At 56.1% G+C, this 24,533-nt stretch carries 21 protein-coding genes and 1 pseudogene; 15 read left to right on the forward strand and 7 right to left on the reverse strand.

Annotated features, from left to right (window positions below; translation table 11 throughout):
- The first annotated feature begins 145 nt into the window (after positions 1-145).
- Positions 146-955: an ABC transporter substrate-binding protein gene (locus tag HW556_RS09230; protein WP_246289580.1), complete on the forward strand. Its 810-nt coding sequence runs from the start codon at positions 146-148 to the stop codon at positions 953-955.
- 39 nt (positions 956-994) lie between these two features.
- Here HW556_RS09230 and HW556_RS09235 read toward each other — a convergent pair whose 3' ends face one another.
- Positions 995-2,215 (reverse strand): 3-phosphoshikimate 1-carboxyvinyltransferase, encoded by a 1,221-nt coding sequence (locus tag HW556_RS09235; protein ID WP_176899778.1) that lies wholly within the window; start codon positions 2,213-2,215, stop codon positions 995-997.
- A gap of 104 nt (positions 2,216-2,319) precedes the next feature.
- Positions 2,320-3,366: a 3-dehydroquinate synthase gene (gene aroB / locus HW556_RS09240; RefSeq protein ID WP_176899739.1), complete on the reverse strand. Its 1,047-nt coding sequence runs from the start codon at positions 3,364-3,366 to the stop codon at positions 2,320-2,322.
- Between the two features lie 134 nt (positions 3,367-3,500).
- Here aroB and HW556_RS09245 point away from each other — a divergent pair, with 134 nt between their 5' ends.
- The 7 genes from HW556_RS09245 (at position 3,501) to lysS (ending at position 12,269) form a co-directional block, all read left to right on the forward strand.
- Complete coding sequence (locus tag HW556_RS09245) at positions 3,501-3,944, forward strand: hypothetical protein (protein WP_176899740.1); 444 nt, start codon at positions 3,501-3,503, stop codon at positions 3,942-3,944.
- Positions 3,945-4,190: 246 nt separating this feature from the next.
- Positions 4,191-5,378 (forward strand): proline dehydrogenase family protein, encoded by a 1,188-nt coding sequence (locus HW556_RS09250; RefSeq protein ID WP_176899741.1) that lies wholly within the window; start codon positions 4,191-4,193, stop codon positions 5,376-5,378.
- Between the two features lie 108 nt (positions 5,379-5,486).
- A complete protein-coding gene (locus HW556_RS09255) occupies positions 5,487-5,867 on the forward strand; it encodes a hypothetical protein (protein WP_176899742.1) in 381 nt (126 codons plus the stop codon).
- 187 nt (positions 5,868-6,054) lie between these two features.
- Entirely contained in the window at positions 6,055-6,750 is a 696-nt protein-coding gene (locus tag HW556_RS09260; protein ID WP_317170499.1) for a hypothetical protein, read from the forward strand.
- 312 nt (positions 6,751-7,062) lie between these two features.
- Positions 7,063-9,210 carry a carboxy terminal-processing peptidase gene (locus HW556_RS09265; protein ID WP_176899743.1) on the forward strand — a complete coding sequence of 716 codons (2,148 nt, stop codon included), beginning with the start codon at positions 7,063-7,065 and terminating at the stop codon, positions 9,208-9,210.
- Between the two features lie 237 nt (positions 9,211-9,447).
- Positions 9,448-10,488: a hypothetical protein gene (locus HW556_RS09270; RefSeq protein WP_246289581.1), complete on the forward strand. Its 1,041-nt coding sequence runs from the start codon at positions 9,448-9,450 to the stop codon at positions 10,486-10,488.
- Between the two features lie 224 nt (positions 10,489-10,712).
- Positions 10,713-12,269: a lysine--tRNA ligase gene (gene lysS / locus HW556_RS09275; protein ID WP_176899744.1), complete on the forward strand. Its 1,557-nt coding sequence runs from the start codon at positions 10,713-10,715 to the stop codon at positions 12,267-12,269.
- A gap of 327 nt (positions 12,270-12,596) precedes the next feature.
- Here lysS and HW556_RS09280 read toward each other — a convergent pair whose 3' ends face one another.
- Both HW556_RS09280 and HW556_RS09285 read right to left on the reverse strand, forming a co-directional pair.
- A complete protein-coding gene (locus HW556_RS09280; RefSeq protein WP_176899745.1) occupies positions 12,597-12,893 on the reverse strand; it encodes a YtxH domain-containing protein in 297 nt (98 codons plus the stop codon).
- A 138-nt stretch (positions 12,894-13,031) separates the two neighbouring features.
- Positions 13,032-13,466 (reverse strand): YtxH domain-containing protein, encoded by a 435-nt coding sequence (locus HW556_RS09285; RefSeq protein ID WP_176899746.1) that lies wholly within the window; start codon positions 13,464-13,466, stop codon positions 13,032-13,034.
- 212 nt (positions 13,467-13,678) lie between these two features.
- Here HW556_RS09285 and HW556_RS09290 point away from each other — a divergent pair, with 212 nt between their 5' ends.
- Together HW556_RS09290 and HW556_RS09295 are read left to right on the forward strand one after the other, a co-directional pair.
- Positions 13,679-13,927, forward strand: a complete 249-nt coding sequence (locus tag HW556_RS09290) for a Kazal-type serine protease inhibitor domain-containing protein (protein WP_176899747.1) — start codon at positions 13,679-13,681, stop codon at positions 13,925-13,927.
- 20 nt (positions 13,928-13,947) lie between these two features.
- Positions 13,948-14,319: a cupin domain-containing protein gene (locus HW556_RS09295; RefSeq protein WP_176899748.1), complete on the forward strand. Its 372-nt coding sequence runs from the start codon at positions 13,948-13,950 to the stop codon at positions 14,317-14,319.
- Between the two features lie 13 nt (positions 14,320-14,332).
- On the opposite strand, the gene HW556_RS09300 is transcribed toward HW556_RS09295, so the two are convergent.
- The 3 genes from HW556_RS09300 to HW556_RS09310 all read right to left on the reverse strand — a co-directional run bounded on the left by HW556_RS09300 (position 14,333) and on the right by HW556_RS09310 (position 15,555).
- Positions 14,333-14,812 (reverse strand): LytR/AlgR family response regulator transcription factor, encoded by a 480-nt coding sequence (locus tag HW556_RS09300; RefSeq protein ID WP_176899749.1) that lies wholly within the window; start codon positions 14,810-14,812, stop codon positions 14,333-14,335.
- Between the two features lie 15 nt (positions 14,813-14,827).
- The gene (locus HW556_RS09305; protein WP_176899750.1) at positions 14,828-14,998 is read right to left on the reverse strand and encodes a hypothetical protein; all 171 of its coding nucleotides are present in this window, start codon (positions 14,996-14,998) and stop codon (positions 14,828-14,830) included.
- 185 nt (positions 14,999-15,183) lie between these two features.
- The gene (locus HW556_RS09310) at positions 15,184-15,555 is read right to left on the reverse strand and encodes a LytS family sensor histidine kinase (RefSeq protein ID WP_176899751.1); all 372 of its coding nucleotides are present in this window, start codon (positions 15,553-15,555) and stop codon (positions 15,184-15,186) included.
- 95 nt (positions 15,556-15,650) lie between these two features.
- Here HW556_RS09310 and HW556_RS09315 point away from each other — a divergent pair, with 95 nt between their 5' ends.
- From HW556_RS09315 to HW556_RS19095, 5 genes and pseudogenes are all read left to right on the forward strand, one after another.
- A complete protein-coding gene (locus HW556_RS09315; protein WP_176899752.1) occupies positions 15,651-16,514 on the forward strand; it encodes a dienelactone hydrolase family protein in 864 nt (287 codons plus the stop codon).
- 1,353 nt (positions 16,515-17,867) lie between these two features.
- Positions 17,868-21,035: a SusC/RagA family TonB-linked outer membrane protein gene (locus HW556_RS09320; RefSeq protein ID WP_176899753.1), complete on the forward strand. Its 3,168-nt coding sequence runs from the start codon at positions 17,868-17,870 to the stop codon at positions 21,033-21,035.
- Between the two features lie 31 nt (positions 21,036-21,066).
- Positions 21,067-22,635 carry a SusD/RagB family nutrient-binding outer membrane lipoprotein gene (locus tag HW556_RS09325; protein ID WP_176899754.1) on the forward strand — a complete coding sequence of 523 codons (1,569 nt, stop codon included), beginning with the start codon at positions 21,067-21,069 and terminating at the stop codon, positions 22,633-22,635.
- Between the two features lie 36 nt (positions 22,636-22,671).
- A complete protein-coding gene (locus HW556_RS09330; RefSeq protein WP_176899755.1) occupies positions 22,672-23,250 on the forward strand; it encodes a hypothetical protein in 579 nt (192 codons plus the stop codon).
- Positions 23,251-23,410: 160 nt separating this feature from the next.
- Positions 23,411-24,365 (forward strand): annotated as a pseudogene (locus tag HW556_RS19095) (transposase).
- Positions 24,366-24,533: the final 168 nt, after the last annotated feature.

Below are 24,533 nucleotides of genomic sequence, written 5' to 3' on the forward strand. Positions count from 1 at the left end.
CCACCCGACCTCGTGCCGAGGGGCGGGGGGGCGGAGATGCGCCCCGCCCCTACATCGTTCAATACGGTACAAGGAGCCGTCCGATGAGGGCGGCTCCTTTTGGTTACGACTAAATGTCTGGCTCTTTTACTCCTACATCCGTCTTATGGACTTACCGCCCATTTTTCCGCCGTTAACTGTAACCGATCAGATGGACCGGCAGGTGGCGGTGCCGTTTCCGCCATGGCGGATTGTGTCGCTGGTGCCTTCGCAAACCGAGCTGTTGTTTGATCTAGGACTGGGCGAGCGGATAGTTGGCCTGACGAAGTTCTGCGTGCATCCGGATGGCGCCCGACAGTCGGCCACTGTAGTTGGGGGCACCAAGAACTTCGACTTCGAGAAAATTGCCGCGTTGAAGCCCGACCTCGTTATCGGCAACAAAGAGGAGAACTACCAGGAGGGCATCGAGCAGCTGACAGCCAAGTATCCAGTCTGGATGAGCGACATTTCGACGCTCGAAGATGCGTTGGATATGATTAAGCGAGTGGGCCTGCTAACGGGCCGCAAGGAAGCGGGCGACGCGCTGGCCAACGACATTGCCGCTTCGTTTGCCGCGCTGGCTCCGCCCGCCGCCGAGTTGGTACCAGCCGCCTACTTCATCTGGCGCAAGCCCTACATGGTAGCGGCCGGCAGCACGTTCATTGATGAGATGCTGGCCCGCGCCGGCTTCCGCAACGTGTTTGGCCATCTGGGTCGCTACCCCGAAATCACGCCCGAGCAGTTGCTAACCGCCGCACCCCAGCAGATTCTACTTTCTTCGGAGCCCTACCCTTTCGCCGAAAAGCATGTAGCCGAGTTCCGACAGCTCTGCCCCGACGCCCGCATCCGTATCGTCGATGGCGAACTGTTCAGCTGGTACGGCAGCCGCCTGCGCCTGACGGCCAGCTACCTTAAATCACTAGTTTCCGCTGGTTAATCGTGATTTCGCCGGTTTCATAGTTGGCGGCTGAGCTGGTTAGTTAGTTGAGGCTGGAACGCTGAAACCTACCTTTTCCAGCTCCTGCCAGAACTGCGGGTAGGACTTGCGCACCACCTGCGGGGCCTCAATGCGAATTTCGCCTAACAGCGCCAATGGCGCGAAGGCCATGGCCATGCGGTGGTCGTGGTAGGTGGCCACCGTCTGGCCTTCAACGTGGAAGTTCTCGGCTGACACTTCGAACCGGCCCTCGCCTGCATCCGTGAGCGCGCCGCCGAACTTAGCTAGCTCGGTTTGCAGGGCGGCTATGCGGTCGGTTTCCTTGATGCGCAGGCTTTCGAGGCCGGTGAAGGTAGCCGGGATGCCGAGGGCCGCCACTACTACGGCTACGGTCTGGGCGAGGTCGGGGCAGTCGGTGAAATCCTGGGTGAGGCGGGCAGCGGGGGCCGTTTTGGTCAAGCGCAGGGTTTCATTGGCCAGAAACTCGGTATGCACCCCCAATTGGGCCATGATGCCGGCAATGACCTGGTCGCCCTGCCAGGAGTAGCGGCGCAGGGTGGGCAGCGTCAGGTACGAGCCCTCGGGGGCCAGCGCCACCATGGCGTACCAATAGCTGGCCGCCGACCAATCGCCTTCCACCGTGTAATCGGTGGGTTGGTAGGGCTGCGGGCGCACTTCCAGCACCGTACCCAGGTCGCGGCAATTGGCTCCGAAATGCTGCATCAGCGCCTGAGTCATCCGGATGTAGGGCCGCGAGCCGACTTTGCCCGTCAGCCAGATGCGCAGGCCGGCCGGCAGTGTGGGCGCAATCATCAGCAGCGCCGAAATGTACTGGCTGCTAATGTCGCCGCGCACTGTCAGCTCAACGGGTTCCGTTTCTTCGGCCGTGGCGGGCTGGGGCGTGCGGCCCAGCAGCCGCAGCGGCGGGTAGCCCTCCTGGCCCACGTACTCGATGCGGGCACCCAATTCGCGCAGCGCGTCTACGAGCACCGCAATGGGCCGCTCCAGCATGCGGGCCGTGCCGGTTAGCTCCGTCTGCCGGCCTGTCATGGCCAGGTAGGCCGTCAGGAAGCGCATGACGGTACCCGCGTCTTGGGCATCGAATACCGGGGCGGTGGGGTCCTGCAGCAGCCGCTGCATCAGTTGGGTATCGTTGGCGTCGGAGAGATTGTGGAGCTGCCCGCCGCCGGCTAGCGCCTGGATGATCAGGGCTCGGTTGCTTTCACTTTTAGAAGCCGGTACCTGCGCCGTGCCGCGCAATGGGCCAACCGGCCAGGTAAGCGTGAGAAATGAGTTGATAACAGTAGCAGAATGCAGGACGAACTGGTGCTTCGCCCCTGGTAAAACAATGCCCGGCGGGGCCACTAGCCCGGCAGCCGGTGGTAGTAGCGCAGGGCCTCCACAATTTCGGCCAGCGTTACCGGCTGGTCGTATACACCATGGCCGATACCTTCGAGCAGCGTGCAGTTGATTATGGAGCCGGTATTTTTCTTGTCTTGAAGCGCATAATCAGCAATGGCTTCGGTTTCGAGGAGCACAAACTGCACCTTCTCGAAAATAGAGAACAGGAACGTCTCGATTTTGTCGAGCTCGGCCGCGCTCAACAAGCCACGGTGGTAGCTGAGCCAGGTTTCGCACACCATGCCAGCCGCTACCGCCTCGCCATGCAGAATCTCGCGGCCCGGTTGCTGGAGCAGGTAGCTTTCCAACGCGTGGCCCACCGTATGGCCGAAGTTAAGCAGCTTCCGCAACCCGGTTTCCAGTGGGTCCTGCTCGACGATGCGCTGCTTAAGCGCCACCGACTCTTCAATAACCGGCGTCCAGTCATCGACCATAATGCCTACGTAGCGATTACGTTCGAAGGCCTCGGCATCAGCAATCAGCCAGTGCTTCACCACCTCAGCGTAGCCTGATTTCAGCTGACGCGGGTCGAGGGTGCGCAGAAAGCGTGGGTCGATAAAGACAGCCGCCGCCGCCTGAAATACGCCCAACTGGTTTTTGAAGCCCATGAAATCGACGCCGGTTTTACCACCTACGCTGGCATCTACCTGGGCCAGCAGCGTAGTGGGCACCTGCACGAAGCGCACCCCGCGCTTGTACACAGCCGCCGCGAAACCACCCAAATCGGTTACCACTCCGCCGCCCAGGTTCACTACCACGGCATACCGGTCAGCGCGTAGCTCAGTCAGCTCGGCCCAGAGCAGTTGGCAAGTATCGAGCGTTTTGTATTCCTCGCCGGCGGGCATTTCAACCAGTCGGTAACCGGCCGGCAGGTGCGGTTCCACTAGTGGCAGGCACTCCCTGACGGTATTCTCATCGGCCAGCACAACCACTTGGCTCACGGCCGGAGTGTGCAACAGTTCGGCCAGCTGCACCAACGTTGTAAGGCCTATTTGTATGGTTTGAAACATTTTTATATGATTTTTCGATGTTTATTCAAAATTACGATGATGATACAAACAATTAATGCTTATTTCGATCCAAATATTATACGTGCCATACTATGCGCCCGCAACTTACATCTCATTTATCCATACACCCACTGGTGCGCCTTGCCTGTTGGCTGTTAGCAGTAGCTGGTATTGGTCTGCTGGCTTCCTGTAACCAGCAAGCGCTGCTTCCGGCCAACGAGGCTGGCTTAGTAGGTAACTGGGAGTGGAAGCACACAAACAATGGGAGTCATAGTGCCCTTACTCCAGCCAACACCGGTCATCACATGAGCATCTGCTTCGACCGCCGAGGCCGGGCACGCTTTTATCAGGATGACGTGCTGGTAAGTGCCGCCAACTTCACGGTTCGCCGCGACGGGCTGCGTTGGTGGGGGCCGGTGCGCTACATGATTACGTATCACGGCTATCAGCGCCGGCAGACCTACTCCTTAACCGGCAATCAGCTGCACTTGCAGGATGTTATCAATCAGCCATCTACCCATCTGTTTCAGCGCAGCGAAAGAGCCGTCATAACGTCGGCGGTGCATGTTGTCCGGTAAGGCCAAGCTTGCTTGAATATTTTTTTCCTTTACCGCTGTGTCAGTAGGCACCTGTGGTGGAAAATGGTTTATAAAAGGCTTCACCGTAATTGGTGAAGCCTTTTTTGTATACGGGCCTTTCCTGTTGGGAGCGAAGGCTCGCAGCTCCGTAGCAGACTGATGCGGAGAAACTAGGTTGGCAGCTTATCTTTACTTATTCTTATTGCTACGTGTCCGCTTTGCGGCCGCTCCCACCCGCTGCTCTTTATGTCCCAGTTACAGGCTCCCCCCATTTCCTTTGAGGATACGGCCGTTGCATTTGCCTCCCGCTCCAATGGCGAGCTGCGTAAAATGTACGCCCTGTTTGCGTCCATGAACAACCCTACGCTGGTAAAAACCGGTGGCGGGTTGATGAAAATGGCTCTTAAGTGGCATCTACCCGGCACTAAGTTTCTCATCAAAAAGTCTATTTTCGAGCATTTCTGCGGGGGTGAAACCATTCAGGAGTGCCTCCCTGTAATTGAGGAGTTGGGCCGCTACGACATCGGCACCATCCTCGACTATTCGGTGGAGGGCGAAGGCGACGACCAGAGCTTCGACGCCACGACCACCGAAATTCTGGCTACGCTTGACCTCGCGCATCGCTCCAAGCACATTCCTTTCTCGGTATTTAAAGTAACCGGCGTGGGCGAAGTCGCCATTCTGGAGAAAGTACAGGCCGGCAATACGCTGAGCACGGTCGAGCAGGCCAGCTTCGATAAAACGGTAGTGCGGGTGAATGCCATCTGTGCCCGGGCACACCAGTATGGTGTGCGCGTGTTTATTGATGCCGAGGAAAGCTGGTTTCAAGGTACTATCGACCAGTTGGCCTACCAGATGATGCGGCGCTACAACCACGAGTCGGCCATTGTCTGGAACACCTACCAGCTCTACCGCCACGACCGGTTGACGGCGCTCGAAGAAGCCACTGCCGAGGCCAAAGCCGGCCAGTACCAGATTGGGGCCAAGCTGGTGCGCGGTGCCTACATGGAGAAGGAAACCCGCGTGGCAACAGCCCAGAGCCGCCCTACCCCCATCAACCCCACTAAGCAAGCTACTGATGCCCTTTACGATGAGGCATTGGCCTTCTGCATCAGCCACATCGACCACGTAAGCGTGTGTGCCGGCACGCACAATGAAGCCAGCTCACTCCTACTTACCGACCTCATGCAGCACCACAACCTGCGGCCCAACGACCCACGCGTATGGTTTGCCCAACTGTATGGCATGAGCGACAACTTGAGCTATAACTTAGCCAACGCTGGCTTCAATACCGCTAAGTACGTGCCCTATGGCCCTGTAGAAGCGGTTATGCCCTACCTGCTACGCCGTGCCGACGAAAACACCGCCATTGCCGGCCAGACCAGTCGCGAGTTTCGTCTGATTCAGAAGGAGATGCGGCGGCGCAAGCTGTAGCTGCACAACACACTTGGGCCTACCGGAGTCAAACGGCATAGTTTTGGCACCGGTAGGCCTTTTGCCCTTTTATGGGCGCGCATTTATTCACTCTCTCTTCTCCCGCCCATGATTGGCCGAGTACGCTCTCACCTCATCCGCTTTTCCCGAAATCAAATTGGCACCACCAGCTACCTGAACCTGATCCAGGAAGCTGAATTAGGTCTCAATATGGAAATCACGCACGAAAAGGCCCGCCTCAACGAAATTCTGACGGATATTTCGGAGAACGAGTTTCAGGCTGGCCGCCCGATGCTCAGTTGCCTGGTGAAAGTAAAGGGTTCGAAAGGCCAGGGTGACAATTTCTTCAAGATGTGTGAGCGGCTGGGTATGGGTGAGTGGCGGACGCTTAAGCAGGACGAGAACTTCCTGAAGGACCTGCGCCACCAGTGCCGCGAATTTTGGCAGGATGATGCCAATTTCGAAAAATTTGCAAAGCCTAAGGTTTAGGTCAAAAGTGGCCCATGGGGGCTTAAAGCAGGATCTTTAGAGTGGAAAAAGGTTGCGTGCATCATTTTGGCGCAACTTCGTTTTGGGGGCTGCGTTAAAAGCCTCGAAACCTCCGTTACTCTCTTCCTTTCCATTGGAGCACGGAAATCACTTTTTATTTCCATTTCCATCTTAAATCTCCCATCCCATGAACAACGATTCGATGAACCGCGACAACAATCCTAATCACGATTTCAGCGCTACCCAGAAAGGTGCTGCTGCTGCCGGCTCGGTAGGTGCTGCTGTAGGTGCTGGCATTGATGCCACCCAGAATGCTGCCGGCGACGCTGCTCGTGCTGTAACTGGTAACAATGAAACTTACGGATCGGGCAACTCTTACACGGCAGGCTCGTTCCGCGACCGTGATAGCGCTGAGCGTGCCTATCAGTCGCTCGCTTCGCGTGGCTACCATAAGGATGATGTGAACCTTGTAATGTCGGATGATACGCGCAAGCAGCATTTCGGCGACGACACAGTTGACACCGAGCTTGGCGATAAGGCCATGGAAGGTGCTGGCGTAGGTTCGGCCATTGGCGGCACCGCCGGTGCAATTATTGGTGCTATTGCTGCCATCGGTACCTCGGTAGCGTTGCCCGGCTTGGGCCTCGTAATTGCTGGTCCTATTGCTGCTGCTCTGGCTGGTGCCGGTGCCGGTGGCCTGACGGGTGGCCTAGTAGGTGCCTTGGTAGGCTCGGGTATTCCTGAGGAGCATGCTGCTGAGTACGAAACCGATGTGAAGAACGGCAACATTGTTATGGGTGTACGTCCCCGCAACGAAGAGGACGCTCGTTACTTCGAAGAGGAGTTCCGTCGCCATAACGGTGATAAAGTACGTCGCTACTAAGTAAATACGCCTCTGGCGTATCTGAGCGAAGCAAAAGGTTCTTCCCTGGTAGGGAAGAACCTTTTTTTATACGCTAACGGCTAAAAAAAGCAACTTTACGCCCGTTTTGGGCTTCTATTTGCTGAGTTGCTATATTCACAGCTTGCAAGCCCATTGCTGGCCTCCAGCGCACACAAACTCCGGTAAGGGCCAGTTGGTGGATGGGCTTAGGCACTTATTTCATCGCCCGGCACGTTATCTACCTAAATCGCGCTCCGTCCTGCCGTTACGGCAGCTTAGACCGCTTGTTTTTCATTTCCTCTTCTTCTGCCCATGCCTGCTCCCCGCATTAAAATAGGCCTCTACGTTTCGGTTCTGCTGGCCGTTTTCGTACTGGCTTCCTACAAGCTTTACCGGCGCAACGACACGCAACCGCTTCAGAAAGATGAGGTGCTTATCAAGGCAATGGTGCAAGGTCTGTCGCAGGCCCATTACCAGCCCGAGCGCTTGGATGACGCTTTCTCCAAGCGCGTATTCGACCTTTATCTTAAGCGCGTTGATGGCAGCAAGAAATTTCTGCTGGCTACCGATGTGCAGCAGCTACGCAAGTTTCAGAACGACATCGATAACCAAATTATCCGAGGTACGCACGAGTACCTCGACTTGAGCACCAAGCTCATGGGCCAGCGCGTGAAGGATGTACAGGGAATCTACCGTGAGGTTCTGGCCAAGCCCTTCGATTTCACAATAGCTGAAACATTTGAAACGGAAGCCGACAAAAATACCTTCGCCGCTACCCCGGTTGCCCAGCGCGAGGAGTGGCGCAAGTTTTTAAAATACCAAACGATGGTGCGCCTGTCGGAGATTATGGATGAGCAGGCCAAAAAGAAGGATAAGCCTTTGGCTTCTACCAACGCCAAGCCGTCGGAAGCAACAGTATCGAGTCCGGTACTGAATGCTGAACAAATGGAGGCGGAGGCCCGCAAGCGCGTGCTCAAGTACTTCAACGACTACTTCCACGACCTGGAGCAGACCGAAGCGGCCGACCGGTTGGCTATGTACGCCAACGTGATTGCCAATACTTACGACCCACACACCGAGTACTTCGCCCCACGCCAGAAAGACGATTTCGATATTGCCATGACCGGCCGCTTTGAAGGTATTGGCGCTACGCTGCAGGAGAAGGACGGCAACATCCGGGTAAACGACATCGTGCCTGGTTCGGCTTCGTACCGGCAGGGCGATTTGAAAGCCGGTGATATTATTCTGCGGGTAGCTCAGGGTGCCGAGGAGCCTGTATCAGTAGAAGGCTGGCGTTTGGACAAAGCTATTACCCTGATTCGGGGACGTAAGAACACTGAAGTGCGCCTGACGGTGCGCAAGCCCGATAACAGCACCAAAATCATCCCCATCGTTCGCGATGTAGTCGTGATTGAGGAAACGTACGCGCAGTCGGCTACTATCGACGATAACGGCGATAAGCTGGGCTACATCAAGCTGCCCAACTTCTACGCTGACTTTAACGACAACGGCGGCCGTAGCTCGGCCGCTGATGTAAAGAAAGAGTTGGAAAAGCTGAAGGCCGAAAACGTAAAGGGCATTGTGCTTGATCTACGTTTCAATGGCGGTGGCTCGTTGCAGGACGCCGTGGAAATGGCGGGCCTGTTCATCGATAGCGGCCCGATAGTGCAGGTGCGTGGCAGCCAGGGCGCAGCCACCGTACTCAACGACCGTGACCCACGGGTGCAGTACAGCGGCCCACTGATTGTGCTGGTGAACAAGTACAGTGCCTCGGCCTCAGAAATTTTGGCCGCTGCCATCCAGGACTACAAACGCGGCGTGGTAATGGGTTCGGCCAGCACGTATGGTAAGGGCACAGTACAGCGCATCATCGATCTGGACGATGCCCTGCCTGCCGAGTTCAACAACATCAAGCCTTTCGGCTCGCTTAAGCTCACCATCCAGAAGTTTTATCGCATCAACGGTGGCTCGACGCAGTTCAAAGGCGTTGTGCCTGACATCATTCTGCCAGACGCTTATAGCTACCTTGATCAAGGCGAGAAAAGTCAGGAGTACGCCCTGAAGTGGGACGAGATTTCGCCCGCCCGCTACCGTCCCTGGGCCGGCAACCCGCCCATCGACAAGTTGCGGCAGGCCAGCTTAACCCGCGTAAACAGCAATGCCAGCTTCAAGCAGCTTTCCGAAATGGTGCAGCGCATGGTGAAGCGGAAGGATGACACCAAGGTGTCGCTGCAGTTGACCAGCTACCGGAGCGAACAGCAATTGGCTAAAGTGGAGGCCGACAAGTACGAGGCCATCCAGAACGCGGCTCAGCCCATGACCATCGCGCCCTTGGCATTCGATCTGCGCCAGATTGGTGCCGATACGATTAAGGTGAACCGTACCTCGCGCTTTGTGAAGCCGCTTACCAAGGATATCACGTTGCGCGAAGCCGTAGCCGTGCTCCACGACGAAATCTAAGCTACCGGCCCCCACGTTGGCCAGTATACAAGCCTCCTGGACTCTGGTTCGGGAGGCTTTTTTGTTTCCCTGTCATCACCCCTATTCACCTTAGTAAATAGACACACATAGACCCACATAATATCCAGCTCTATGTTTCACACAACTAATTGAATATCATTACATTAATAATGCAAATACATTGTCAATATTTTTAGCAAATAAGAACTTATATTTGTGTCTGATGGTTTACTAATCATGACGACGACAGACATGGAAACTCCGATTATCCCCCTCGTGACTGAGGAGCAGAAGCAAGCCGAGGAAACCTGGCGCAAATCGATTCCGGCCCAGGTGTTTCTCAATTACTTCTTCGCCATTAACTACCACATTCAGGAGGCTGACAATGCCCAGGGTGGCCTGCGTCACCTCCCCTATTTCCGGGCGCACCAGCCCGAGCTGGCCGAGGACGACGTGCAGGCCATAACCAAGATGCTGCATGCCTGCTGGAGCACTGAGTACGCCTTGCGGGCTACTGCTGAGTTGGGCGACGAAGACTACCTGCGCAACGCCCTGCACTGGACTTTCCCCCAAGCTTACCACACTATTATGGCCGGTCTGCAGGCCTTTCTGTATACCACTGGCGCACGTAGCAACAACCCCGCGCTGGTGCGCCGTGAGGTGGGCCGGTTGGTAGTGCGCAATGCCTACCCACGCCCCATTTCGTTCTATGCTGCCGGAGCCTACGGCGACTTTAGCATCCACCGCCTACCGCTGGCCGGCTACAAGGCGGGCCTGCAGATTGCGGGCAAGGAAATAGACGCCCAGGCCCAGATTGGGCAGTTTCTGCGCACAACCCGCACCATCAAGGCTAAGACCACGCGCCTGCAGGTGCAGGCCAACGCCAATACGGCCCTGCGCAGCCAGAAGACCGGCAAGGTGCTCGATAAGTGGACGCCCGCCCATTGGCAGCAGATTACCTGGCGCCTGGGCTACACTACGCTTTTCGACCTGCTGGGTCGTCTGCGCATTTCGCAGACCAGCCGCGAGATTGAGCGTTTTGTGGAGGCCGACATCGACTTCAGCTTGTTCCACCAGTCGCTGCTCGATATTGTGAGCTACCTCAACGGTCTGCACGAAACCTATGTGGCCAAGGCTCTGGGCCTGGAGCGCTATGAGCAGTTGGTTGCCGAATTGCCCCGCCATCTGCACAACTCGTTTGTGGCCGAGCGCCTGCGTACCCGCGTAACCCCGCAGCTCACCGACGATGAAACGCCGGTGCTACGCATGGCCGCATAGTTTCTGAGCTATTTATGTTAGCTGATAGCTGTCCTTCGTACCCCCTACTGCATATATACCAAAGCGCTGGCCCCCTGGGTCGGCGCTTTTTGCGTCAGTACTGTTCCGTCCTGAAAGAGCAGCAGCTTATAGCAAAATGAAGGGTTAGGTTAGGCGGGCAGGCTGCGCTATTTTTGCGGCTTGACTTAGCCCCGCTCCTTGCGGGGCCGCTACCCCCTCATCCTATGCAGCACCTCAGCGAACAGGAGATCATCCGGCGCAATAAACTAACCGAGCTCCAGCAGCTCGGCATCGAGCCCTACCCTTCGGAGCTATTCGATGTGAGCTTCTACGCCCAGGAAATTCTCGATAACTATCACGTCGAGCTCAACAACTTTCAGGAGGTAAGCCTAGCGGGCCGGCTGATGTCGATGCGGGTGAAAGGTAAAGCCTCATTTGCTGAGCTGCAGGACGCTTCGGGCCGGATTCAGCTATACATCAACCGCGACGAAATCTGCCCCGGCGAAGACAAGGAGCTATATAATACGGTTTTCAAGAAGCTGCTCGACTTGGGCGACTTCATTGGCGTAACCGGCCGGGTGTTTAAAACGATGGTGGGCGAAACTTCCGTTCACGTAACCGGCCTGACGGTGCTATGTAAAGCCCTGCGGCCCCTGCCCGTAGTAAAGGAGCGTACCGACGAAGCCACCGGCGAGAAAATCACCTACGACGCCTTCACCGACCCCGAGCAGCGTTACCGCCAGCGCTACGTGGATCTGGTGGTTAACCCGCACGTGCGCGAGGCTTTCATCAAGCGCACCCAGCTGGTGCAGGCCATGCGCAACTACCTCAACGATAAGGGCTACCTGGAGGTGGAAACGCCCATTCTGCAGCCTTTGTACGGTGGCGCGGCAGCACGCCCCTTTAAAACGCACCACAACACGCTGGACATGACGCTATACCTGCGCATTGCCAACGAGCTGTACCTGAAGCGCCTGATTGTGGGTGGCTTCGATGGGGTATACGAGTTCAGCAAGGACTTCCGCAATGAGGGTATGTCGCGGTTCCACAACCCCGAGTTCACTCAGATGGAGCTGTACGTAGCCTACAAGGACTACTACTGGATGATGGATTTGGTGGAGGAAATGGTGGAGCGCGTGGCCATGGCGCTGCACGGCAAAACCGAGGTGCAGGTAGGCAACAACCTCATCAATTTCCAGCGCCCCTGGAAGCGCTACACGATGGCCGAATCCATCGAGCACTTCACCGGCTTCAACATTGAAGGCAAGAGTGAGGAGGAGTTGCGCGCCGCCGCCAAAGACCTGAAAGTAGGCCTCGACCCGAGCATGGGCAAAGCCAAAATCATCGACGAAATCTTTGGTGAGCATGTGGAGCCCAAGCTCATCCAGCCCACGTTCATCACCGATTACCCGGTGGAGATGTCGCCACTAGCCAAGAAGCACCGCAGCAAGCCGGGATTGGTGGAGCGGTTCGAAGCCATCTGCAACGGCAAGGAAATCTGCAACGCCTTCTCTGAGCTCAACGACCCCATCGACCAGCGCGCCCGTTTCGAAGAGCAGCTGGAACTGGGTAAGCGAGGCGACACCGAAGCCATGGTGCTCGACGAGGACTTCCTGCGGGCCCTCGAATACGGCATGCCGCCCACGGCCGGATTGGGAATCGGCATCGACCGCCTGAGCATGATTATGACCAACTCCAATTCCATCCAGGACGTGCTCTTTTTCCCGCAGATGAAGCCGGAGTACACAAAGTCGGAAAATGCCCCGCACCCCGAGCAATAAGCAGTAGGCGAGCGAGTAGGACAGGCTATACGAGGCCAACCCTACTCGCTCGTTTTTAACCAGACCACATAAAAGAAGAAAGCCTCCCGTCAATAAGGACGAGAGGCTTTCTTTATTTACAAACCGCCTACCATTCAAGGCAGGGCCAAGACAGAAATGTGCGATGGGCAACAATTAATTTTGCTGTCAGGCTATTTAACCAGGTTCTGACAGAAGCTTAACGGCCGGCAATTTTACTGGAATGGCTTCTCCACCTATCTTTCAGGCGGCTTGTACACATGTTTACGGAAACGCTGAATACATGGTTACATCAACTGAAAAAATAATTTATATCCCGGCGCCGGGACCAGATGGCTGATTCATGGAGCTGAGCAGGTCGTCGGCGGCCGTACGGTCGGCAGACTGCTGCTCGGAGTTGGCAGGAGCGTTGCCGGTTAAGGAATCCAAGCGGGCCTTACCCTCTCTCAGCAGCTTCGCGAGGTCTTTGTTAAGCTTACCCGCCGATTCTTTGATATCGGCACGGGCTTCATCACCGGTTTCGGGAGCCAGTAGCAAGCCGGCCACAATGCCAGCTGTAGCGCCAGCCAGCAGCGAGAGAATTACTTTGCCTTTCGTGTCTTGCATGATTGAAGGGAAATAATGGCGTTAGATGGCAGCCACTGCGGCCTGCCCGCTTTTATAACGCGGCAACGGCAGGTGGGTTTACACAAAAAGCCCCTGCCTTGCAAAAAGACAGGGGCCTTTGTTGTTATGAAGCTCGACCTACAGATCGTTGAGCATCTTCACTACTTCGTTCTTGGCTTTGCCGAGCTTGGTCTGCAAACGTCCAACCAACTCGTCGCTTTTGCCTTCAGCGTAGGTCAGGTCCTCGTCGGTCAGCTGCGCATACTGCTGCTTCAGCTTGCCTTTCAGATCGTCCCAGTTGCCTTTCAGCTTCAGGCTACCGCCAGCACCGGTCAGGCCCATGTCTTCGAGCTTTTCGATGTAGCCTTTGAACTTAGAATCGAGGTCTTCACCGTACTTGGAGAGTTGGTCGCCGAGTTGGCCGCTGTACTTAGTGGCAGCGCTGCCGAGTTTATTACGGGTTTCTTTGCCTTTATCAGGAGCCATCAGGAGGCCCGCAATGATACCGGCACCAGCACCGGCAATAACAGCGAGGAGAATTTTACCCGAGTTGTCTTCTTCGTAATGCGACATGTTGTGGAGAGAAAGGTTGGAAATAGAGATTCAAAGGAAGCGGAAACGAGGCGCATAACTGCTGAGCCTGGCCGCCGGTTATGGCTCCCTATACGAAGCCGGGCGGGCGGGGTTATACGCGGGCCGAAAAATCGATTGAAAATATACTAAAGCGGCTATACTATCGTAGTAGCTGTGTTACTGTCTCTAACCTTCGCCCTTATCTTAGCGCCATGCTCACCCGACTGTTTTGCTGCCTGCTGTTGCTACCGGCCCTTATAGCCTGCCAACGCAGCTACCCTACCACCGCCGCCGATCCGCTCTGCATCGACCCGGCCAAAATTCGGCCCGACGCGGCCTGCACCATGCAGTACGACCCGGTATGCGGCTGCGACGGCAAAACCTACGGCAACGCCTGCCAGGCTACCAACGCCGGCGTAACCAGCTCCACCCCTGGCGAGTGTCCCGGCCGAACAAATTAATTCTTCACCAGCTTTTACTAATGTCTGAAAAACGCTATTTCCGCCAGCAAAACCCCTTTATAGTGCCCACCACCGATGGCAAACTCATCGAGGAGCACATCGGCCAGGCCAGCACCGGCACCAGCCAGTACAGCGTGGCCCACATGGTGGCCCCGCCCCAGTGGAGCGAGCCCCACCAGCGCCCCGAGTTCGACGAAGTAACGATTGTCGTGCGCGGCCGCAAACGGTTCGAGATTGACGGTGATGTAGTAGAGCTAAGCGCCGGCGAGTCGCTGCTGATTAAGGCCGGGGCGCGGGTGCGCTACTCCAACCCCTTCGACGCCGAGTGCGAGTATTGGTCCATCTGCGTGCCTGCCTTCAGCCCGGCAACTGTTAATCGGGAGGAGGAATAAGAGTCGGCAGCCCTTACTTGAGGCCCACCCAGCGGCGCAACTCGGGCGTACGGTGGGTGCTGGTCGTGAGGGCTACCCCAGCACTTTTCAGGTGTACCACCAGCGTATCGTTGAAGTAGAGTTCGAGCCGCTCGATAGCACCCAGCTGCACCATTTCGGTGCGGTTGAGCCGAAAGAACTGCGCCGGGTCGAGTTGGGCTTCGAGCTGGCTCAGACTTTCGTTGAGCACGAAGCTCTTGCTCTGGGCATCGAAGGCGTGCGTTACGCCGTTGCGCAGCTGGAAGTAGTGCAGCTCGGCTACATCGAGCAGGTACAGGCCTTGGCGGGTTTTGCTCACGAGGCGCTGCTTGTAAGCCGGGGCTGCTACGGAGTCCGCGCCGCCGCCCAGCGTGGCGGCTAGCTGCTGCAGCACGCCCGCCTGAAATGACTGGCGCAGCCGCTCAAACTTCTGCATGGCCACCGCAAACTGCGCGTACTGCACCGGCTTGAGCACATAAGCAATGACGTTCTACTCTAAGGCCTGCACTAGAAACGAGTCGTAGGCAGTGACGGAGATGATAGGGCTGCTGACGGCCACCTGCCCGAACAGCTGGAACACGTTGCCGTCGAGCAACTCAATATCCAATAGAATAAGGTTGGGGGTCGGGTGCTGATGCAGGAAATCTGCGGCCTCACTCATCTACTGACACTCGCCCACAATGGTGGCCGTTGGGGCGTAGCGCAGGGCAAAGCGGCTAAGCTGGTTAAAGGCGGGTTCCTCGTCTTCAACCAACAGCAAACTAAGCATTGGCGGTAGCAGGATTTTGGATTGAAAGTGGCGTTCACGCTGGTAATGGGTCCAGCCGGCTCAGCGGCAGCGTCACGCTAAACTATTCCGCCGACTGACTCCTCCACCCGCACCGGCACATCGTGCAGCAAAGCCAACCGGGCACGCAGGCCGGCTAGGCCGCTGCCTTCGCACGGCGCGGGCACCGGCCGGGGCTGGCGGGCGTTGCGCATTTTCAGGCTGGTGGCCGTTATCATAAGCTGCACCCGCAATGGTTTGGCGCGGCTGCCCAGTTTGTGCTTGAGGGCGTTGGTGAGCACTTCCTGCCCTACCCTAGGCGGAATCAGCAGGTTTCCCAGCTCGGCATTAGGCACCCGTATGTCCTCCTCGAATACATACGCCGCCCCGAACCGACGCTGCAGCATAAACTGATAGTCGCGCAGGAAGGCCAGCTCCTCCGTCAGCGGCACAGAAATTGGGCGAGTGCCGGGAGGCCGGGCGCGAATGACCGAAAGCGTGCTCTCGAATTCGTTACCTTTCCCTTTCTCACATTTACCCCCGCCCCATGGACCAACGCATTATCACGCTCTTTGACGAGTACACCCACGCCCCGCTCAGCCGTCGCGACTTTCTGGACCGGCTCCAGAAGTTAGCTGGCAGCACGGCGCTGGCGGCAGCCGCGCTGGCCGTGCTGGAACCGGGTTACGCCAGTGCCGCCACTGCGCCTGCCGCGGCCACGGGCCTACGCGAAGAAACCGTGACCTGGCCGGGCGCGGCCGGCGTTACCATGCAAGGCTACCTGGTACACCCAAAAGGCCGGAAAAAGCGCGGTGCCGTGGTAGTCATTCACGAAAACAGGGGCCTTACGCCGCACATCAAGGATATAACCCGGCGCGTGGCCGAGGCTGGCTATCTGGCCCTGGGCGTCGATGGGCTATCGGAGTTCGGCGGCACCCCGGCCAACGAGGATGAGGGCCGGACCCTCATCAGCAAGCTGGACAAAGACCAGACGCTGACCAACTATCTGGCCGCCCTGACCTACCTGCGCCAGCACCCCGACAGTAACGGCCGCACCGGCTGCGTGGGTTTTTGCTGGGGCGGAGCCTTAGCCAACCGCCTCGCCGTGCACGATGCCCAACTGAATGCCGCCGTGGCTTACTACGGTACACAACCGCCCGCCGCAGAAGCCGCCAATATCAAAGCGCATCTGCTGTTGCACTACGCTGCCCTCGACGAGCGAGTGAATGCCGGCAAAGACGCTTGGCAAGCAGCATTGCAGGCTGTGGGCACCAAGTACGAGCAGTTTGTATATGAGGGGGTAAACCACGCCTTCAACAATGACACCTCACCTGCCCGCTATAATGCCCAAGCAGCAGCCCAAGCCTGGGGCCGGACCCTAGCGCTGTTTCGGGAACAGCTACGCGGGTAAACAGGTGGGGTGAGCAACGCCGCAGCTAATGGTCTTCTAACTTAATGTTCAGTAATTATTTTGGGTAGTCCATATTGAGAGTTTCTAATTTTTTCGTGGGCTTTTTTAGTCGTAAAAGACCAATTGACTTTAGTGGGGGCCTGATTGTAATTAACTTACTAGGCTAGTCCCCTGTTCAAGTCGTTGAAGTAGCCGATGTGTCTGTCGAGACACTGGCGGGAAAGGGCAGCAAACTGGGTTTCGGCCATGTTGAGCCAAGAGCTGTGCATGGATCCATACCTAGGCAAAATTGACGTAATTCAGGCCGCCTTCCAGCAGTTGCAACGCCCCAATCAGTGTCAGGCAGCGGCTCAGTTTCGATATGCTGCCCACCTAGGGCTCAGGTATGCTGGCGGTAGTCGTGAAGGATTAAGCCTGTTTAGCAAAAAAACGGAAGCGGGCCACATCAGGCTGCGGGCAGACCGTTTCCACATGCGCGGCCTGCGCCGGGCACACCCGCTCACGGATGCACAAAGTGGCTTGAGTACTCTTTTTGCGGCGTAGTCTATACGCGTCCAATACGGCCCAGATGCTGGTTAGCTCATCGGATGACCAAATACAGCCTGTTAGACGGCGTTAAACTCGTCCAGTAAAGCATCGATATATGGCCCACATAGCCACGAGCCAAGCTTGCTCGGCTGGCGAAATCGCCCAGCCCGCCGCTGGCTGGCGTGGCGGCTAGTGAGCCAGTTAAGCATTGCTAGTGATTTTGCTTCCGGATAAACGTAACGCTCACGTCAAAGCGCTCGACGACTTGTTGCTGGCACGAGCTAACCTGCTCACAAGTCGTGGCAACGCGAATGCGTAAATCAAGCGAATAGGGTTTACCGCTTATCCTGTGAAAATCAACAATATATGATAATATTTTCACTAAATTATCATATATTTAGCTAACTCGCTTTAAAGCGGAGATAAGTATATGTCCAGAAAGTTACGTCTACGGTTCACTAAGGAAGACATAGGCTCAACAGGGAGGCGGCAAAGGGATATCTCCTGCTAGCTTACATTTCTAATAGCATAGCAAATTTGTGGATAATACACTTATTTATTTCTGTACAAGCATCTATAAAACAGTATTTTATCGCAGAAAAGAGGGATTCTGTCCTGAAACATATATAGTAGCGAGCATTACTTCTTCTTCACTAGCTTCGCTAAATCGGATGTTGCCGTCGGAAACAGAAGAAAAACGATGGATTTCGTATAAATTTCGTCTTTATTTGCCCGAAAACGTGGAAATCTTTTACGTTGTGCTTACATTTAACACTCTGAGAACATAGTAGCCATGTTTTCACTCACTTTCACTCATTTTTCTTCATGAAAAAATTTCTATTGTCTGTCTTACCGCTAGTCGCTTTCTCCGCGACGCAGGTGATAGCACAGACCCGGACTATATCCGGCCGGGTCACTGATCGGTCTTCTGGAGAGGGTCTTCCTGGAGTTACAGTTCTGCTGAAAGGCACGAACAATGGCATTTCAACCAACTCGGATGGATCATACACCCTTACCGTACCCGCCGCGGGTGGGACGTTAACGTTCAGCTCAATTGGTTTCTCCAGTATCGAGCGCGTTATCGGTACCGAGGCCTCAGTAAACGTTGGGCTGAGCGCCGACTCCAAGGTGTTGAGCGAAGTAGTAGTCACGGCTCTAGGTATCGAGCGCGATGTTCGTACGCTGGGCTACGCTACCCAAGAGATTAAAGCAGCTCAGATTTCCCAAAAGTCAGAGCCGAACGTACTCAGTGCCTTGCAAGGCAAAGTAGCCGGTGTGAATATCACCAACGCTAGCGGTCTACCCGGATCTTCTACCAACATCAACATCCGCGGCATTACGTCGCTGGCCGGCAGCAACCAGCCCCTGTTCGTGGTTGATGGCATTCCTATCAGCAACGACCTAGACCGGACTAGCAGCTCGCTGTTCGGGGCACAGCAGGCCAACCGGGCACTCGATATTGATCCTGAGAATATTGCCAGCGTCAACATTTTGAAAGGTCCGGCTGCTGCCGCCCTTTACGGGTCGCGGGCTGCCTCCGGAGCTATCATCATTACCACCAAGCAGGGGGGTAACATAAACCGTAAGGTGGAGGTAACCGTTACATCGGGCTTTTCTCTGCAGCAAGCATATGGCCTGCCCGATTTTCAAAACGACTACGGACAGGGCAACGGTGGCGTCAACCTGCTGCCCAATGGCAATGTCAACCTAGGTAGCGTAAACTCGTGGGGTCCGCGCTTCGGTGCTACGCCAAGCCTGTCCAATGGTCTGCTGTTCCGTGATGCCGACAACAATATACAGAACCTAGATTATCAGCTTTACGAAGATAACGTTCAGGATTTCTACCGGACTGGTCGTATTCTGCAGAATGGCGTGAGCATAACGGGAGGTAATGCCGACCAGAATGTTTCGCTGAACGTTAACAACACTGCCCAGCGCGGTATCACGGAGCGGTCCGAACTGAACCGGACCAACGTGCAGCTAGCCGGCAATACCAAGCTGCTCAACAAGCTGCGGGCAGGTGGCTCGGTCAGCTTCATCCAAACCAACCAGGTTGGCCCGTTGCAGGGCAACGGCGGCTCGCCGTTTGGCCAGCTGATTAACGTGCCCCGCAGCTACGACCTGCAGGGCCTGCCATTTATTGATGCTGCCGGCCGCCCCGTATTCTTTCCGGGTAGTGAAAACCCGCGCTGGAGTATCGCCCGCAACTCGGTCGCTTCCGACGTAACCCGCTTTATTAACGTAGCCAACCTGAGCTACGAGGTAACGCCTTGGCTGAACGTTGCCTACCGGGCCGGTTACGACACGTACACCGACCGGCGCAAGTCAATTACCGATATTTTTTCGCAACGGGCGGCCACGGGCCAGGTTATCGACCAGACCCTGTTCCGGAGCGAGCTGAACGGTGACCTGCTCGTTACGCTGAAAAAAGACAACCTCTTCGCGGAGGGCTTCAACGCCAACCTGCTGCTGGGCCAGAACATCAACCAGCGCCGGGTGCAGGAAGTACTCGCAGTGGGCGACGATCTGACACTGCCTAACTTCTATAACCTCAACAACGCCAAAGTATTCTCCAATGGCACAGGAGAATTTTCATCAACGCGGCGAATTTTAGGCTACTACGGGCAGTTGTCGCTGGCCTATAACAATTACCTGTTCCTGGAACTAACCGGCCGCTTCGACCAGTCTTCGACGCTACCAGTAGCTAACAACACCTTCTTTTACCCGGCCGCCAGCGCGAGCTTCGTGTTCAGCGACGCACTCAAGATTTCCAACGACATCTTCTCGTACGGTAAAATCCGAGGTAACGTCGCACGAGTGGGCCGCGATGCCAACCCTTACGCGCTCAACACCGTGTATACGGTAGGAGGCCAGGGCAACAACGTAGCCAGCTTTACCTTTCCCTTCACCGCCAACGGCAGAACTTACGCGGGCTTCGACATCGGCAACGCGCTGGGTGGGGGTAGCGTGCTGACTCCCGAATTCACGCAATCGTTTGAGGGAGGCATTAACTTAGGTTTCTTCAACAACCGGGTAACTCTCGACGCAACGTACTTCAAAACTATCAGCCGCGACCAGATTCTGGCCGTTACGACGGCTCCTTCTACGGGTTTCACCTCGCGGGTTACCAACGTGGGCCGCGTAGATAACAAGGGTTTTGAGGGCTTGCTCAATGTTACGGCCGTGCGCTCAAGCAACTTTAGATGGGACATCAATGCCAACTTCACGCGCATCCGCAACGAGGTAATTTCTATCGCGTCCGGCGTAGATGAGGCCGCTATTGGTGGCGCAGCTTTCACTGGTACAATTCCCTCATACAAGGTCGGCTTTCCCTACGGTATCATCCGGGGCAACGCCAAAGCTCGGGTAACCGACGAGAACAGTCCTTTCTTTGGGCAGTACCTCATCAACCCGGCATCGGGTTTGTTCGCGCCGGAGCTAAACAACCAAGTAATCGCCGATCCCAACGCCGAATGGCAGGGTGGTATCAACAACCAGTTCACCTTTAAGGGCCTGACAGCTTCCTTCCTGGTAGACGCCGTGGTGGGCGGCGACCTTGTGTCGTTCTCGTCGGGCTTCTACAAGAGCCGCGGTGCGCTCGAGGAAACCGGAGTTGACCGCGAAGCGCCACGGGTAATTCCGGGAGCCATTGATAATGGTGACGGCACCTACCGGGCCAACACTATTCAGGTAGATGCGCAGTCGTACTGGCAGAGCTTTGGCCTGCAGAGCGACCTGAACGTGTATGATGCCACCGTATACCGGATGCGCGAAGTATCGCTGGGCTACACCTTACCCAAAACGTTGCTCGAGCGCACCCCATTTGGTCAAGCCTCTATCTCGCTATCGGGCCGCAACCTGTTCTTTTATGCGCCCAACGCGCCGATCGATCCGGAAAATAACACGCAGGGAGCCGGTAACATACGGGGTCTAGAACTGCAGGGGGCACCAAGTGCGCGCAACTACGGAATTAACCTGCGCCTTACTTTGTAATAGGATTCCACTAGCTTTTCTTCTTCAACACATGAAATACCCGCAATATATTGGTCTTGCGCTGACTGGGATAATAGCTTTTGGAGCCGTCGGCTGCCAGGACTTTCTCGACGTCAACCAGAACCCCAACAACCCCGAGAGCGTACCGCCCTCGGTCCTATTGACCAGTACGGCCATCTCAACAGGCTTCAGCGTCGGCAACGAAATCGGCCGGATTACCTCGCTGCTCGTGCAGCATGTGGCCGGAGCCGCTAACCAGGCAGCCGCTGCGGATGTATACAACATCCGGGGAGGACTCGATAACCAGTGGCAGGGCGAGCTATACGCCGGTACGCTGGAGAACTCGCAGACGATGATCGACATTGCCGAGCGTAGCAACAGCCCCGCCTACGCGGGCATCGGCAAGCTGCTGAAGGCGTACAATTTCGCTCTGACGACCGATCTGTGGGGCGATATTCCGTACTCGGAGGCTCTGCGGGGGCTGAACAACCTGCAGCCACGCTTCGATCGGCAGGAGGATATTTATAAGGGCGCGGAGGGAATTCAGAGCCTCGACGCACTGATAAAAGAGGGCCTGGCCGACCTGGCGAAGCCCAGCGACCTGATGCCTTCGGGTACCGACGACCCCATTTACGCAGGCGACCTGCAGAAATGGGCACGCATGGGCAACACGCTTCGGCTGAAGCTGGCCAACACCATGAGCCGCCGCGAGCCGGCGTTAGCGGCGACCATCATCAACGAGGTAATCGCTGCCAACAGCGCCATTCTGACCAACGCCAACGATTTTGAAGTTCCCTTTGGCGGAGGAATAGGTAACCGAAACCCCATTTACGCGTTCGGCGACGCCAGTAACGGTCAGCGGCCGCTAGATCTATTTCTGAGCCAGCGCCTGCTCGATAGTATGGCGGCTAAGAATGACCCGCGACTACCCATCTACTTTACCACCACGCGCACTCCGGTGCTTCCGACTACTGGCGGACCACCAGCCGTGAATGTTAGCGGTACGCGTACGACTATACCGGGTCCGACCGCGGGTACTTTCCTGACCTTCACAGGGCTGCAGAATGGAACTGTGGCCCCCCGGCCAGCTACGGCCGACCGTTCGCGCTACAACGCCTTTATCGCAGGGGCGTCTGGGGATGCCCCCATCCGTGTGCTCACCAACACACAACGGCTGTTTATCATGGCCGAGTCAGCGCTGATCCTGAACACGTCTACGGGTGGTAGCTCTGTGCAGGGCCTGTATCAGGCTGCTATCCGGGCTTCGATGACAAAGGCTGGTATTACCGACCAAGCCGTAACGGACTACTTTGCGGCTAACCCATCGGTAGCAATTCTTCGTGGCTCGACCACGCAGCGGTTGAACCAGATTATGACGCAGAAGTGGATTTCGTGGGTGGGCAACGGCTACGAGGCCTACAATGATTACCGTCGTACCGGCTTCCCACGTCTTGCCCTGGCCCAAAACGCTGAGGGCGACGATCCGAATGTGCTGCCGAAGCGCTTCGTGTATCCGGCCTCCGAGTTGTCGGGTAACGTAGTAAATGCGCCGAACCCGGCTCCCGGCACTACAGTGCCCGTATGGTGGGATGTTGACTAACACCTCACTTCGGATTCACTTCTTACTTTGCCTCTCATGAAAAAATATCTAGTTAAACTGTGCGCGCTGGCGGTCCTTTCAACCGGATTGCTGGCCTGCGAAAAGGATTTTGGACCTAACGACCTAGGACCACTCGAAGACAGCATCGCCAACACGCCCGTAACGGTGACCAACGCCGAGTTCTTTGAGCGGTATCCCGGCGTAACTACTTCGATAGCAGCCGGCGGAAATATTAACATTCAGCTAGCCGTTCCGGCTGGAAATGTTATAAAGCAGATTACCAAAGTGGCTACGAGTACAGCCACATCGATCAACTTGGGAAATCTGAACTCGACTACTGCTGCTTCGGCTTATAACACAGCTCCCATTCCGGGTAATGGTACCAACACCATTACTTTCACAACCAACCTGCAAAGAGATTACCTGCCTTACCGGATACGGGTAGGTACATCGGCTGGTCCGGCTGGCCCTGCAGCTGGTACTCCACCCAGATTAACAGCACCAGTGCCTAGCACCACCGCTGTTCCTACGGATATCGGCTTTTACTTCCGCATTGAGTTAGAGGATGGTACCATCCTCATTCCAAGACCAGTACGGGTTCGAGTTATTCCATAGATTGCGTAACATCAGTAAGCAAGAAGGCCCCTGGCGATATGCCAGGGGCCTTCTTGCTTACTGATGTTACGCAATCAGGTTGACACTCATCTCTTTTAAGAAAGGCATGGAGAGCTGCACGCTGGATTTGTACACGGATTATCTGCTGAATTAGACGTGTTTGACGACAGTCACCGGCCTGTCGCAATTGTTGGACGGGGCGTTGAGCCACGACCACATCACCCGCTAGCTGCGCAGTGCGGCCTACAGTTCGGCTGATATTTGGCGGCAGGTCAAACCGCTCATTCGGCAGGCCGAAGCCCGGCAGCAACCGGACTACTTCGCGGTGCTCATCTTAGACGGTTCGGTGCTGGAAAAGGCGCATACCGATACCAACAAGCTGATTGATTACCATTGAGACCACAGCCAGCAGCGGCACGTCAAAGGCTTGAATTTCGTGAGCTTGCTCTATCAGGCCGGGCAACTGGCGCTGCCGTTGGCCGTTTGTTGAGTTGTTGCGCAAGACCGTAGCCGGGTGGGACGCCAAACGGCAACAGACCAAATACGAGAGCCCATGCACCAATAACGAGTACGTGCTGCTGCTGCGCGTGGCCCATCAGCAACTGGCCTAATGCTACCTGCTGGCCGACAGCTGGTACGCCTCGGTCGAGAATATGCACCTGGTACGGGCGCTGGGCCACTACTTTATCTTTGCCTTGGAAAGTAGCCGCACCGTGGCCCTGAGCGAGGGGGCGCGGGCACAGGGCAAGCTTCAGGCCGTGCAGACGCTCGTTTTTCCCAATGCGCAGTCACTGTTCGTCTATTTTCGGGCCGTCGCGGAGGCGGTGCTCGTGAGCAGGCAAGTCTTTACAGACAAAGACGGCAGCTAGGGCGTGTTGTATCTGGTCAGCATCGACACCAACCTGACTCAGGACCAACTCACGACAATCTACCAGAGAAGGTGGGAAGTAAAAGGATACCATAAGTCGCTCAAACAGAATGCCTCAATGGCCAAATCGCCTACTAAAATGGTGGCCACCCAGGCCAATCATTTCCTAACCGCTGTCTTGGCTTACGTCAAACTGGAAGTGCTAAAGCTTAAATGCGGGCTCGGCTATTTCCGCTTCAAGGCCTAACGCTACACCGTCGGCTTGGAAGCCATGTATCAGCGGCTTGCCCAACTCCGTGCGTAATATCCATTAGTTATATGTTTGTTTTATCCTTACTTTGCTCGCTCACAGCTTAACTTGGCTGATGTGAAGTTGACTTCTCAAGCCCTCATCTACTCACTCACACACTCCTTT

Origin of the sequence: Hymenobacter terrestris (genome assembly GCF_013377905.1) — a bacterium.
Lineage (GTDB): Bacteria > Bacteroidota > Bacteroidia > Cytophagales > Hymenobacteraceae > Hymenobacter > Hymenobacter terrestris.

Excerpts from the sequence above, each read along its gene's own strand:
- HW556_RS09230 (WP_246289580.1), top strand. The coding sequence starts at position 146 with ATGGACTTACCGCCCATTTTTCCGCCGTTAACTGTAACCGATCAGATG.
- aroB (WP_176899739.1), bottom strand. The coding sequence starts at position 3,366 with ATGTTTCAAACCATACAAATAGGCCTTACAACGTTGGTGCAGCTGGCC.
- HW556_RS09250 (WP_176899741.1), top strand. The coding sequence starts at position 4,191 with ATGTCCCAGTTACAGGCTCCCCCCATTTCCTTTGAGGATACGGCCGTT.
- HW556_RS09255 (WP_176899742.1), top strand. The coding sequence starts at position 5,487 with ATGATTGGCCGAGTACGCTCTCACCTCATCCGCTTTTCCCGAAATCAA.
- HW556_RS09260 (WP_317170499.1), top strand. The coding sequence starts at position 6,055 with ATGAACAACGATTCGATGAACCGCGACAACAATCCTAATCACGATTTC.
- HW556_RS09265 (WP_176899743.1), top strand. The coding sequence starts at position 7,063 with ATGCCTGCTCCCCGCATTAAAATAGGCCTCTACGTTTCGGTTCTGCTG.
- HW556_RS09270 (WP_246289581.1), top strand. The coding sequence starts at position 9,448 with ATGACGACGACAGACATGGAAACTCCGATTATCCCCCTCGTGACTGAG.
- lysS (WP_176899744.1), top strand. The coding sequence starts at position 10,713 with ATGCAGCACCTCAGCGAACAGGAGATCATCCGGCGCAATAAACTAACC.
- HW556_RS09280 (WP_176899745.1), bottom strand. The coding sequence starts at position 12,893 with ATGCAAGACACGAAAGGCAAAGTAATTCTCTCGCTGCTGGCTGGCGCT.
- HW556_RS09285 (WP_176899746.1), bottom strand. The coding sequence starts at position 13,466 with ATGTCGCATTACGAAGAAGACAACTCGGGTAAAATTCTCCTCGCTGTT.
- HW556_RS09290 (WP_176899747.1), top strand. The coding sequence starts at position 13,679 with ATGCTCACCCGACTGTTTTGCTGCCTGCTGTTGCTACCGGCCCTTATA.
- HW556_RS09295 (WP_176899748.1), top strand. The coding sequence starts at position 13,948 with ATGTCTGAAAAACGCTATTTCCGCCAGCAAAACCCCTTTATAGTGCCC.
- HW556_RS09305 (WP_176899750.1), bottom strand. The coding sequence starts at position 14,998 with ATGAGTGAGGCCGCAGATTTCCTGCATCAGCACCCGACCCCCAACCTT.
- HW556_RS09315 (WP_176899752.1), top strand. The coding sequence starts at position 15,651 with ATGGACCAACGCATTATCACGCTCTTTGACGAGTACACCCACGCCCCG.
- HW556_RS09320 (WP_176899753.1), top strand. The coding sequence starts at position 17,868 with ATGAAAAAATTTCTATTGTCTGTCTTACCGCTAGTCGCTTTCTCCGCG.
- HW556_RS09325 (WP_176899754.1), top strand. The coding sequence starts at position 21,067 with ATGAAATACCCGCAATATATTGGTCTTGCGCTGACTGGGATAATAGCT.
- HW556_RS09330 (WP_176899755.1), top strand. The coding sequence starts at position 22,672 with ATGAAAAAATATCTAGTTAAACTGTGCGCGCTGGCGGTCCTTTCAACC.